Annotated in this window: 1 protein-coding gene; it reads right to left on the bottom strand. The window is 70.5% G+C overall.

Annotated features, from left to right (window positions below; genetic code table 11):
• Window positions 1–241: acyl-CoA dehydrogenase family protein (locus tag SB756_RS34575; protein WP_410913816.1), on the bottom strand; the 241-nt coding region annotated here is incomplete at both ends.

The raw sequence follows: 241 nt of genomic DNA, 5'->3' as shown, positions 1-241 counted from the left end.
GGTTCTGCCCGAGGGCCGGGTCCGCCGCGCTGATGATCGCGAACACCTCGGCCAGGGTCACGAATGACACCTGCGGGCCGCCGTATTCGCGGGGAATGGAAATACTGCCCAGCCCTCTGCGGGTGAACTGTTCGACCTGTGCCCATGGCAACTGGCGCTGCCGGTCGCGCTTGGCGGCCTGCAGGCGTGCGGCCTCGGCCAACTCGCGGGCTGCCTCCAGCGCCTGGGCGTCGCTGCGCAG

Origin of the sequence: Pseudomonas sp. SIMBA_068 (assembly GCF_046534705.1) — a bacterium.
Lineage (GTDB): Bacteria > Pseudomonadota > Gammaproteobacteria > Pseudomonadales > Pseudomonadaceae > Aquipseudomonas > Aquipseudomonas putida.
This window is presented reverse-complemented; position numbering and strand designations above follow the sequence as displayed.